The organism is Pedobacter riviphilus (assembly GCF_014692875.1).
Lineage (GTDB): Bacteria > Bacteroidota > Bacteroidia > Sphingobacteriales > Sphingobacteriaceae > Pedobacter > Pedobacter riviphilus.
On the sequence record NZ_CP061171.1, the window covers coordinates 4,499,730 to 4,512,416 of the forward strand.

6 protein-coding genes, 2 tRNA genes and 3 rRNA genes are annotated in these 12,687 nt (G+C 43.5%); 6 read left to right on the plus strand and 5 right to left on the minus strand.

Going from position 1 to position 12,687, the window contains the following annotated elements; genetic code table 11:
- Window positions 1-54 precede the first annotated feature (54 nt).
- The 4 genes from H9N25_RS18455 to rlmN all read left to right on the plus strand — a co-directional run bounded on the left by H9N25_RS18455 (window position 55) and on the right by rlmN (window position 3,403).
- On the plus strand, window positions 55-615 hold the full coding sequence (locus tag H9N25_RS18455) for a DinB family protein (protein WP_223833434.1): 561 nt from the start codon (window positions 55-57) through the stop codon (window positions 613-615).
- 119 nt (window positions 616-734) lie between these two features.
- The gene (locus tag H9N25_RS18460; RefSeq protein WP_190326817.1) at window positions 735-1,256 is read left to right on the plus strand and encodes an NADPH-dependent FMN reductase; all 522 of its coding nucleotides are present in this window, start codon (window positions 735-737) and stop codon (window positions 1,254-1,256) included.
- Window positions 1,257-1,283: 27 nt separating this feature from the next.
- Window positions 1,284-2,258, plus strand: a complete 975-nt coding sequence (gene rluF, locus H9N25_RS18465; protein ID WP_167297357.1) for a 23S rRNA pseudouridine(2604) synthase RluF — start codon at window positions 1,284-1,286, stop codon at window positions 2,256-2,258.
- A gap of 89 nt (window positions 2,259-2,347) precedes the next feature.
- Complete coding sequence (rlmN, locus tag H9N25_RS18470; protein WP_167297358.1) at window positions 2,348-3,403, plus strand: 23S rRNA (adenine(2503)-C(2))-methyltransferase RlmN; 1,056 nt, start codon at window positions 2,348-2,350, stop codon at window positions 3,401-3,403.
- A 560-nt stretch (window positions 3,404-3,963) separates the two neighbouring features.
- Here rlmN and rrf read toward each other — a convergent pair.
- From rrf to H9N25_RS18495, 5 genes are all read right to left on the minus strand, one after another.
- Window positions 3,964-4,075: ribosomal RNA gene (gene rrf, locus H9N25_RS18475) — 5S ribosomal RNA — on the minus strand.
- 145 nt (window positions 4,076-4,220) lie between these two features.
- Window positions 4,221-7,095, minus strand: a 23S ribosomal RNA gene (locus tag H9N25_RS18480).
- Window positions 7,096-7,499: 404 nt separating this feature from the next.
- A tRNA-Ala gene (locus tag H9N25_RS18485) sits at window positions 7,500-7,572 on the minus strand.
- An 82-nt stretch (window positions 7,573-7,654) separates the two neighbouring features.
- Window positions 7,655-7,729, minus strand: a tRNA-Ile gene (locus H9N25_RS18490).
- Between the two features lie 188 nt (window positions 7,730-7,917).
- Window positions 7,918-9,438: ribosomal RNA gene (locus H9N25_RS18495) — 16S ribosomal RNA — on the minus strand.
- Together the 16S, 23S and 5S rRNA genes with 2 tRNA genes alongside form the textbook arrangement of a ribosomal RNA operon.
- 1,048 nt (window positions 9,439-10,486) lie before the next feature.
- Between H9N25_RS18495 and H9N25_RS18500 the strand changes: the two genes are divergently transcribed.
- Both H9N25_RS18500 and H9N25_RS18505 read left to right on the plus strand, forming a co-directional pair.
- The gene (locus tag H9N25_RS18500; protein ID WP_190326818.1) at window positions 10,487-11,185 is read left to right on the plus strand and encodes a ComF family protein; all 699 of its coding nucleotides are present in this window, start codon (window positions 10,487-10,489) and stop codon (window positions 11,183-11,185) included.
- 59 nt (window positions 11,186-11,244) lie between these two features.
- Window positions 11,245-12,615, plus strand: a complete 1,371-nt coding sequence (locus H9N25_RS18505) for a hypothetical protein (RefSeq protein ID WP_190326819.1) — start codon at window positions 11,245-11,247, stop codon at window positions 12,613-12,615.
- Window positions 12,616-12,687: the final 72 nt, after the last annotated feature.

The window sequence follows — 12,687 nt, forward strand, 5'->3', positions numbered from 1 at the left end:
GCCATAGGGTTGTCAGTGGGCGCTATTTTCTTTGTGTAACTAAACATCAAAATCATGAGTATAGCCGATTTATTACTAATGGATTTAAACACTTTAGAAAAAACAAAACAGAAAAATATGGATATTATTAAATTATTATTGAAAGAGCTGGAAGCAGAATTTAATACAACAAAAAAATTCCTGGCCATTGTACCTGCAGATAAATTTGACTGGGCACCACACGAAAAAAGTATGAAAATGAAATCGCTTGCGGTTCATATTGCTGATCTGCCGAGTTGGGTTTCGCTAGCTTTAACTACTGATGGACTGGATTTTGAAACAGCACCTTATGTAGAACAACCTGCAGAAAGTGCCGATGATCTGGTTAAAATTCTAGAGAAAAATTATGCACTCGGAAAAGCAGAATTAGAAAAAGCCACGGAAGAAGACCTAAATGGCCGTTGGGTATTAAGTATGGGCAAACAGGTTTTGGCCGATTATTCTAAATACGAAACCATCCGCCATTCACTTAGCCAAACCACTCACCACAGGGCACAGTTAGGTGTTTACTTAAGATTACTCGATATCCCAATCCCGGGTAGTTATGGTCCAAGTGCAGATGATCAAAACTTTTAGTTGTTAATAAGTTCAGAATAGGCTGTCGAAACCTGGTGCGTTTCGATGGCCCGTTTTGAAATGACCTCGCGATTACCGGCCCACCTTGATATTCCATTTTCGCTTTGCTATTTTTAGCAATGAAAAAAATATTGGCAATCTCGGGAAGCACGAAAGCGCTATCAACCAATGCACTGTACATAACAGCTACCTCTAGGCTTTTAGGTGAAGATTTTGAGGTAACAAGCTTTCCATCCATTGCAGATATTCCACATTTCAACCCTGATTTAGATCAGGAAAATCCGCCAAAGGCCATCGAAGCGCTTCGGTCAAGTATCTGGCAGGCAGATGGTATCATTATTTCTACGCCTGAATATGCTATGGGCTTACCCGGCTCTTTAAAAAACCTACTCGATTGGACCGTAAGTTCAGCATCATTTTCTAAGAAGCCAGTTTTAGCACTGGTTGCCTCAACCCAAGGGGAGAAAGCCTATCAATCTATCATCGATATTTTAACGGTAATTGAAGCGAGGGTGTCGCCCCTACTCATCTCATTTGCAAAAGCTAAAATTACTAGCGAAGCAGTAATCATCGAAAATGAAACTTTAGCTACGCTTAAAAGTGTCGTTCATTCATTTGTTGCCAATATGGAGAATGGATAACACAATTTATTTCCGTAAAATTGCAGCATGAACAATAACTCTGCAACCCGTTTAAATAAATTCATCAGCGAAAGTGGATTATGTTCACGCCGCGAAGCAGATCGTTATATCGAAAAAGGTACAGTTTTTATCAATGGAAAAAGGGCTAAAGTAGGCGATCAGGTTTTTGCAGGAGATAAAGTGATGGTTAACGGCCATAATATCGAACCTAAAGAAGAAAGTAATTTCATCCTATTAGCATTTAACAAGCCTGTTGGTATTACCAGTACGACTGAAGGCAGCGTACGCGATAATATTGTTGATTACGTAAACCATAGTGAAAGAATATTTCCCATTGGCAGATTGGACAAAGATTCGTCAGGTCTGATCTTCCTGACTAACAATGGTGATATCGTGAACAAAATTTTAAGGGCAGGGAATAAGCACGAAAAGGAATACGTAGTTACGGTTAATAAACCTATTACCGAAGATTTTATTTTCGAAATGAGTAATGGTGTTCCTATCTTGGGCGTAAATACACGTAAATGTAAGGTACGCCAAATCAGCACATTTGTATTCAATATTATCTTAATTCAGGGGTTAAATAGACAGATCCGTAGAATGTGTGAGCATTTTGGTTACGAAGTGACTAAACTAGAGCGTACACGTATCATGAATATCAATTTAAAGGGTATTCCGACTGGAGAGTTTAGAGAACTTACCGAAGATGAGATGAAAAGCATCACCAAAAGTGTTGAAAATTCATCTTCTGAAGCTAAATCAAAGCCCAAAAGCACTACTAAGAAAAAAGCAAATGCCTGGGAAGAAATCCCTGAACTTAGGGAAGAACAACCAAAAAAATCATTTAAAGCGAAATCATCAGGCCAAAAATCTTCGGGCAAAAAACAGGTTGGTCACGCAGGCTCAAAACCTACCGGTAAAAGTAACACCGGAAACAGAAATTCCAGACCTGCCAAAGGTAAGGCTATCAGCAAGTCAAACTCAAGAGGCAGAGGAAGATAAGCCAACTAATTGTAAAATTTGGCATCTTACAGGCACCCTCAACTCTCTACCTTTCTGCCTTACACCTTTTTTAAGTACCTTTGCAACAAATGGTAACAGCAAAAAAAACCGATATCCGTGCATTGGATCTACCTCAATTGCAGCAGCACCTTGTAGCAATGCAACAGCCCGCATTTAGGGCTAAGCAGATTTACCAATGGCTTTGGGAGAAATCGGCTACGAGTTTCGAGCAGATGAGTAATCTTTCTAAAGATCTTCGTAAGGTATTGGATGAAACTTTTACCATTAATGCGGTTCAGGTTAACAATTCACAGTTCAGTAACGACCATACCATTAAAAATACTTTTAGGTTAGCAGACGGTAATATTGTAGAGGGGGTTTTAATCCCTTTAGAGGATCGTATGACAGCTTGTGTGAGTTCACAGGTAGGCTGCAGTTTAACCTGTAAATTCTGTGCAACGGGTTACATGGACCGCAAGCGTAATTTAAATGCTGATGAGATTTATGATCAGGTCGTATTAATAGATAAACAAGCGAAGCAGAACTATAACAATCCCCTTACCAATATTGTATATATGGGCATGGGAGAGCCGCTTTTAAACTATGCGAATGTATTGAAGTCTATTGAGCGTATCACTGCTCCAGACGGTTTAAATATGAGCTATAAGCGCATTACAGTTTCTACTGCTGGCATTGCTAAAATGATCAAGAAATTAGGTGATGATGGTGCAAAATTTAATCTGGCACTTTCGCTTCATGCTGCTGATGATAAAAAGCGCAATGAGATCATGCCCATTAATGAGGCCAATTCCCTAAAAGCATTGGCAGATGCGCTTAAATACTATTTTGCTAAAACCAAAAACCCGGTAACTTACGAGTATATCGTTTTTAATCATTTTAACGATGAAATTTCTGATGCTATGGATTTAGCTAAATTCTGTAAACATATTCCTTGTAAGGTAAACCTGATTGAATATAACCCCATTTCTTTCGCAGATTTCACCAATGCAGAAGGAGATAAGATAGACGCTTTTTCCAATTATCTAAAAAGCCAGGGAATCAATACCAATATCCGCCGTAGCCGTGGTAAAGATATTGATGCGGCCTGTGGGCAATTAGCGGTTAAAGAAGAAGCAAATTCTTAGTCCCATCATTTAAATCTTCTTTTCACTTAAGTATAGTCTCCAATCTTTTTTAGGAGCGCAGTGGCAGTAGACTTTAGTTTGGGTCCCGTCCTGCTGTCCGTTCTACTCCGCCAATGAAGGATCGGCTCCGTGCCCACTCCCATCAGGGCTATAGCACTTAGGGCGGAAGTGTAAAGGGAAGATGGATCAAGGTTCTGCGGAGATCAGTGTTACATGCAGGAACAAGCCCCTCTGACTTTTCTTCATCCCTTAATGGTAGAAATAACAGGAGTTTTTGAAGCGCAGTGGCAGTAGCCTTTAGTTTGGGTCCCGTCCTGCTGTCCGTTCTACTCCGCCAATGAAGGATCGGCTCCGTGCCCACTCCCATCAGGGCTATAGTACCCAGGGCGGAAGTGTAAAGGGAAGATGGATCAAGGTTCTGCGGAGATCAGTGTAACCTGCGGGAACAATTCCTTGACTTATCTCCGCTGCTCAATGCTGAAACGGGGACAGGTGCGGCTACAGAAAGGCCTTAAACAAAGAAAACCCTTCCGCATTTCTGCTGAAGGGTTTCTTTTAAGATTTGGCACCGACCTACTCTCCCACGTGTTACCGCAGTACCATCGGCTCTGGTGGGCTTAACTTCTCTGTTCGGAATGGGAAGAGGTGGACACCACCGATATAGGCACCTAAATATTTTTATTTGAGCTGAAAGGATAAAGCTCAAAGCTTAAAGCTGTTTCTATCACGCTTTAGTCTTTAGTCTTTTAGCTTTCCGCTTAAATGACATATTATTGAAAGAAGTTAAGTTTTGAAGAACAAACAACAGTCTGTTTAGCTTTGAAAGCTTCGGATGATTAGTACTACTCGACTGTGCTGTCACCAGCTTTACATCTGTAGCCTATCAACGTAGTAGTCTGCTACGGTCCTATATGGAATTCTCATCTCGTGGCTAGTTTCGCACTTAGATGCTTTCAGCGCTTATCTATTCCCAGCGTAGCTACTCTGCAATGCCCCTGGCGGAACAACAGATTCACTAGAGGCTGGTCCAACCCGGTCCTCTCGTACTAAGGTCAGCCCCACTCAAAATTCCTACGCCCACAACAGATAGGGACCGAACTGTCTCGCGACGTTCTGAACCCAGCTCGCGTGCCACTTTAATCGGCGAACAGCCGAACCCTTGGGACCTTCTCCAGCCCCAGGATGTGACGAGCCGACATCGAGGTGCCAAACCTCCCCGTCGATATGAGCTCTTGGGGGAGATCAGCCTGTTATCCCCAGCGTACCTTTTATCCTTTGAGCGATGGCCCTTCCATGCAGAACCACCGGATCACTATATCCGTCTTTCGACCCTGATCGACCTGTATGTCTCACAGTCAAGCAAGCTTATGCTATTGCACTCCGCGTACGGTTACCAAGCGTACTGAGCTTACCTTTGAAAGCCTCCGTTACCTTTTTGGAGGCGACCACCCCAGTCAAACTACCCATCAAACAATGTCTCCCGCTTGGCGGGATTAGACACCGAATACAGAAAGGGTGGTATTTCAACGTTGGCTCCACGACGCCTAGCGACGCCGCTTCAAAGCCTCCCACCTATCCTACACATCCTGTATCCAATGTCAATGTTAAATTGTAGTGAAGGTGCATGGGGTCTTTCCGTCCCGTTGCGGGTACCCGGCGTCTTCACCGGGACCACAATTTCACCGAGCTCATGGCTGAGACAGCGCCCAGATCGTTACACCATTCGTGCAGGTCGGAACTTACCCGACAAGGAATTTCGCTACCTTAGGACCGTTATAGTTACGGCCGCCGTTTACTGGGGCTTCGATTCAATGCTTCTCTTACGATGACATCCCCTCTTAACCTTCCAGCACCGGGCAGGTGTCAGGCCTTATACCTCATCTTTCGATTTTGCAAAGCCATGTGTTTTTGTTAAACAGTCGCCTGGGCCTTTTCACTGCGGCTTACATTACTGCAAGCGCCCCTTCTCCCGAAGTTACAGGGCCATTTTGCCGAGTTCCTTAGCCATGATTCACTCGAGCACCTTAGAATCCTCTTCCCGGATACCTGTGTCGGTTTGCGGTACGGGTTTTTATAACCTGAAGCTTAGCGGTTTTTCTTGGAAGTCTGATTACCTGCGCTATCAACTCACCCGAAGGCTCGTCGTACTATCAGCTTTCAGCATCGTTGGCGGATTTGCCTACCATCGATATACCTACGGCCTTTAACGATCTATTCCGTCAGATCGCGGCAGTGTCACTACTCCGTCCCCACATCGCAGTTATAAAAAGTACTGGAATATTAACCAGTTGTCCATCGAATTTCCCCTTCGGGTTCTCCTTAGGTCCCGACTGACCCTGATCCGATTAGCGTTGATCAGGAAACCTTATCCTTTCGGTGGGCGGGTTTCTCGCCCGCCTTATCGTTACTTATGCCTACATTTGCTTTTCTATACACTCCAGCACCCATTACCAGATACCTTCACTGTATATAGAATGCTCCCCTACCGATATATTTCAATCCCATAGCTTCGGTGTACAATTTTATGCCCGTTTATTATCCATGCCCGATCGCTCGACTAGTGAGCTGTTACGCACTCTTTAAATGAATGGCTGCTTCCAAGCCAACATCCTAGCTGTCTGTGCAATCGGACCTCGTTAGTTCAACTTAACTGTAACTTGGGGACCTTAGCTGATGGTCTGGGTTCTTTCCCTCTCGGCGCGTGACCTTAGCACCCCGCGCCTCACTGCCGGTTATATTATATAGCATTCGGAGTTTGTCTGGATTTGGTAGGATTTGACTCCCCCGCACCCAATCAGTAGCTCTACCTCTATATAACTCAATACCGACGCTGTTCCTAAAAACATTTCGGGGAGTACGAGCTATTTCCCAGTTTGATTAGCCTTTCACCCCTACCCACAGATCATCCGGAAACTTTTCAACGTTTATCGGTTCGGTCCTCCAGTACGTGTTACCGCACCTTCAACCTGTCCATGGGTAGATCACAAGGTTTCGCGTCTACCTCCTCTGACTATACGCCCTATTCAGACTCGCTTTCGCTTCGGATCCGTGCCTGAAGCACTTAACCTTGCCAGAGAAGAGTAACTCGTAGGCTCATTATGCAAAAGGCACGCCGTCACACCACTTGGATGCTCCGACCGCTTGTAAGTACACGGTTTCAGGTTCTATTTCACTCCCCTGTTCGGGGTTCTTTTCACCTTTCCCTCACGGTACTGGTTCACTATCGGTCTCTCAGGAGTATTTAGCCTTACCGGATGGTGCCGGCTGATTCCCACAAGGCGTCTCCGACCTCGCGGTACTCAGGATACTGCTAGGCTAGCATTCTATACGTGTACTGGGCTATCACCATGTATCGCCGGGCTTCCCATCCCGTTCCACTTCTGTTTGCTAATGCCACGTTGCAGTCCTACAACCCCCACTTTGCCGTAACAAGGTAGGTTTGGGCTCTTTCCCTTTCGCTCGCCACTACTCAGGAAATCATTGTTATTTTCTCTTCCTCTGCTTACTTAGATGTTTCAGTTCGGCAGGTTTGCTCATTATATGTGACATGTCTTCAACATGCCGGGTTGCCCCATTCGGAAATCTTCGGATCAGTTCCTATTTGCAAATACCCGAAGCTTATCGCAGCTTATCACGTCCTTCATCGCCTCTGAGAGCCAAGGCATCCCCCGTGTACTCTTTTTTACTTTCTTCTACGCTTGCGCCTTTTGCGCCGCAAGGTATGCTTTTTTTGCTCTTGTCATGATGTCTCATACTTGTTGGTTGATTGCTCTTCCTTCAAGTGAGCACAAACACAACAGTCGCCTATTGTTGTTTGCTCTTCTTTTTTAACTTCTTCCAATATGTCAAAGAACTTTATTAAGGTATAACCCTTAGGGTATAAAAGTCCGGGTGTCATGTGCCCATCCTTAAGCCTAAGCTTATTCCTTATTAGTAAAAACTGCGGTCTCGAACCGTTTCAGATGTGCTGTTCAGTGCATCTGTGCCCCATGGCGTTTCTTTCTTAATCTTTATGTCAATGTATATTACCGATCCCGGTAATTTCTGTGTTTTTTGAAAGCTTTCCGCTTTGGTCTTTAAGCTTTATGCTCAAATGTGGAGAATAACGGAGTCGAACCGTTGACCTCCTGCGTGCAAGGCAGGCGCTCTAGCCAGCTGAGCTAATCCCCAAAAGTTAGTCTTGAGTTTGCAGTTATCAGTTTGGAGTAACCTAACTCCCAACTATTTTCTCCAAACTCCCAACTTAATGTGTAGTCCCGTCCAGATTTGAACTGGAGACCCCTACATTATCAGTGTAGTGCTCTAACCAGGCTGAGCTACGGGACTATGGTTTTAAGGCAGGCAGCTGTTCGCAGTATATAGTATCTTACCGCTACTGCTTCCTTTGGCTTACCCCATTTCAAGTTCCGTTAAGCTTACCCTTACAGTAGCCCACCGTTGTCTTCTGGGTGTTTCTTGTTTTTCTTTTTTTTTGAAATATCATGTTGCGTGGCGAGTAGGCGGTGCTACTCCAGAAAGGAGGTATTCCAGCCGCACCTTCCGGTACGGCTACCTTGTTACGACTTAGCCCCAGTTACCGGTTTTACCCTAGGACGCTCCTTGCGGTTACATACTTTAGGTACCCCCAGCTTCCATGGCTTGACGGGCGGTGTGTACAAGGCCCGGGAACGTATTCACCGCGTCATTGCTGATACGCGATTACTAGCGAATCCAACTTCATGGGGTCGAGTTGCAGACCCCAATCCGAACTGTGAACGGCTTTATGAGATTCGCATACCGTTGCCGGCTAGCTGCCCTCTGTACCGTCCATTGTAGCACGTGTGTAGCCCCGGACGTAAGGGCCATGATGACTTGACGTCGTCCCCTCCTTCCTCTCTGTTTGCACAGGCAGTCTGTTTAGAGTCCCCACCATTACATGCTGGCAACTAAACATAGGGGTTGCGCTCGTTGCGGGACTTAACCCAACACCTCACGGCACGAGCTGACGACAGCCATGCAGCACCTAGTTTCGTGTGATTGCTCAAGGTACTATCTCTAGTACCGTCACTAACTTTCAAGCCCGGGTAAGGTTCCTCGCGTATCATCGAATTAAACCACATGCTCCTCCGCTTGTGCGGGCCCCCGTCAATTCCTTTGAGTTTCACCCTTGCGGGCGTACTCCCCAGGTGGAACACTTAACGCTTTCGCTTAGCCGCTGACTGTGTATCGCCAACAGCGAGTGTTCATCGTTTAGGGCGTGGACTACCAGGGTATCTAATCCTGTTTGATCCCCACGCTTTCGTGCCTCAGCGTCAATAAGACCATAGTAAGCTGCCTTCGCAATCGGTGTTCTGAGACATATCTATGCATTTCACCGCTACTTGTCTCATTCCGCCTACCTCTAGTCCATTCAAGCCCATCAGTATCAAGGGCACTGCGATAGTTGAGCTACCGTCTTTCACCCCTGACTTAACAGGCCGCCTACGCACCCTTTAAACCCAATAAATCCGGATAACGCTTGGATCCTCCGTATTACCGCGGCTGCTGGCACGGAGTTAGCCGATCCTTATTCTTCCGGTACATTCAGCTTCCTACACGTAGAAAGGTTTATTCCCGGATAAAAGCAGTTTACAACCCATAGGGCAGTCTTCCTGCACGCGGCATGGCTGGTTCAGAGTTGCCTCCATTGACCAATATTCCTTACTGCTGCCTCCCGTAGGAGTCTGGTCCGTGTCTCAGTACCAGTGTGGGGGGCCATCCTCTCAGATCCCCTAGTCATCGTCGCCTTGGTGGGCCGTTACCCCGCCAACTAGCTAATGACACGCATGCCCATCTTTATCCCATAAATGTTTGATCATTGCACTATGCAGTGCTGTGATTTTATGCGGTATTAATCCGGATTTCTCCGGGCTATCCCCTGATAAAGGTAGGTTGCATACGCGTTACGCACCCGTGCGCCACTTTCATGCCCAGCAAGCTGGACAATCTCGTTCGACTTGCATGTATTAGGCCTGCCGCTAGCGTTCATCCTGAGCCAGGATCAAACTCTCCATTGTAAAATGTGTTGTAAGATGCTGACCAGTTTTAACTATTGTTAAAAATAGTCTTCTTTTTTTATGTTGTCTGTTAGACACCACCTTTAAAATAAAGCTACGTAATCATGTACTTTGATCGGTACTCCATTACCTCGCTACGCTACATTGACATCTCTTTTAAGAACTTATCGATCTGCTAAACCTCACGGCCGATCGCTTATATATCTTCGGTTTCAGTTCCGGCCGGTCTTGTTCGTCCTGCCTGTGTTTCAATCCGTTTCAATCTTTTTTTCTATCTTTCCGGCATCCGCCGTTCCGATTTTTTCCCCTTCCCTTTCGGTTGGGAGTGCAAAGGTAAGGATCTTTTTCAAACTTCCAAATAAAATAAATTTTATTTTTTAAGCCTTCTTTTTTTTCCTTTCCCTCTATTTCAATACGCTGGTCTTATCCAGCTCCCCCCTCCTTCCGGACCGGGCTGCAAAGGTAGCAATCTTTTCCTCATCCGCAATATTTATTTTAAAATAAATACCGCTCTATCTATCTCCTGCGCCATCCTTTCATTCAAAACCCTTCCTCCGAAGCGGGATGCAAAAGTAGAAAAAATATCCTTCCTTACAAAGCTTTTTTACCGAATAGCACAGGGATTAGCGTAAGTCTTTGGTTTACAACCCAAAAATAATTAGGAACAGCGTAAAACAATAAGGCAGCCCAGTTGTCTAAAGTTGGTTTTTAGGGGTAAACCCCGCGCTTTTTACCATTAAGCCGTTAAGGGCATTAAGGGCTGAAAGGCTACTTTTATCTTTTTTGGGCGCCATGACAGTGTGCCATGCACTGCCCCTGCAACATAAACCCGATTGCAATGGAAAGCCCGCAGCGCAGCGAGGACTTGAAATGGAAAGCGGGAACAAACCTATATAGTAGTACGAAACCTGATTTTCCTAAAAAACAAAAGCACTACTATATTATATAGTGTAAGAAATAACCTGTGGCCTGAATAGACTTCCGAAATTTTCCAACGCCTATGCTTATTGAAACTTCGGAAGTCAAAAATATTTTATAAATTAGTTAGATGCTTCTGGTTAAACAATGGACTTCCGATTTATTAGGATTGCTATTTCCAAATTTATGCAATGCATGTGGCAATTCTTTGTTTCGCCACGAACAGTTGATCTGTATAAAATGTTTATACGATCTTCCTTTTACCGATTATCATCAATATGCAGATAATAGGGTTGCCAAGCAATTATGGGGGCGCTTACCACTTAATGCTGCCATGGCCATGTTATATTTTAGAAAAGGGGCGAAGGTTCAAAACTTAATACACAACTTAAAATATAACGGCAGAACCGATGTTGGTGTACTATTAGGTAATATGCTGGGAGAACGGTTAAAACCTGCAATTCTTTACCAAGGTATCGATATCGTTATTCCTGTTCCTTTACATCGCAAAAAATTTAAAACCAGGGGATATAACCAAAGTACCTTTATTGCTGATGGGATTGCAGCGCAGATGGGAATCGATATCAATGAAAATCATCTTATCCGGAATACTGCTACCGAAAGCCAAACTAAAAAAAGCAGGTATAATCGTTATGAAAATATGAAAGACGTTTTTCAGGTAAATTCTCCTGAAGATATCATCGGCAAACATATTTTACTGGTTGACGATGTAATTACCACTGGGGCAACGCTTGAAGCCTGTGCCAATGCACTCTTAGCTACTGGGGCAGCAAAAGTAAGCATTGCAGCGCTTGCCTTTGCAGAATAACGACGATTATATGGTTTATTGCTATTGTAAGTAGCCAAACATTTTTCTAAGTTTGATTTATGCGTTTAAATATTGGCTTAGTGCTTTTAATCTTATTCCTCGCGGCTTGTCGGAAAGGGGAACGCATCACCACAGATCCAAATGCTAAGCTAAACATTTCTAATAAAGAGATATTATTTGATACGATTTTTACTTCCGTAGGCTCAATAACTAAAAGAATAAAGATTGCCAACAAAAATAATGATGCAGTAAAAGTTTCCGAAATCAGATTATCAGGTGGCAGCGCTTCGGCTTTTAGTATTAATATTAACGGCGAGCAAACGCAGAACAAAAATGACCTCATCATAAACGGCCAGGATTCTATAAATCTTTTCGTTAAAGTTTCGATCAATCCAAATTCAACCAGCCTACCCTTTCTGGTTCAGGATTCTATCATATTAAATACAAACGGGAATAAACAGGTGATTCAGCTTTTAGCTTACGGGCAGAACGCTGTATTTGTTAATGAATCTACAATTAATACAAATACGACCTGGACAAAAGCTTTGCCCTATATTATTAATGGATCGTTAACCGTTAAGGGTTGGGCTTCATTGACTATCCAGCCTGGGACCAAAATTTATTTCCATAAGGATGCCAATTTAAATATAGAAGGAAACCTGATGGTTAATGGCACCCTTACTGAGCCTGTACTATTTTGTAGTGATAGACTGGAAAAAATATATAGTGATGAACCTGGACAATGGAAAGGGATTTTTCTAAAACGCACCGGATATGGGCTGATTAAAAATGCGATCATTAAAAATGCATCTGTTGGCATTACCTCTGATTCTTTATCCATTAACAACAACCCTAAATTAATTTTAAGCAATAGCATTATTAAAAACATGCAGGTAGCGGCATATATTGGCTACCACTCAGAGCTGCTTGCATTTAATAATATGATGTATAACTGTGGGAATTACTTAATATATGCAGTAGGAGGGGGTAATTACAACTTGAAACAGAATACCTTTGCGGGATATAACTTAAATTTTCCACGTAAAACTGCTTCACTTAGCTTTTCAGATTATTTATCTACAGATGCTTATAATAAACTGCAGATAGATTTAACCAATAATATCATTTGGGGCAGTTTAACCAACGAACTGGATATCCAAAAGAAAACTGCTGCAATAGTGCAACTCAATTTATGGAGTAATTTAATCCGATCTACCAACAGTACTTATAACGGTTACGGCAATATTTTGAATATTGATCCATCCTTCATCGACAAGGAAATGGAAAATTTTGAGCTCTCGGCGAGCAGTCCGGCCAGAAAGAAAGGTGCCGATTTAAGCAACGATCCTTATTTTACGGGTTATCTTAACAAAGATATAAAAGGCAACACAAGAATTTCTCCCTCAACCTTAGGCAGTTACGAGAAATAACAACTTTTTTTTATTTCCCTAAAACAATTTAGCAAAAAATATCGTTTATATATTCGAGAGCGTTAATTTAGA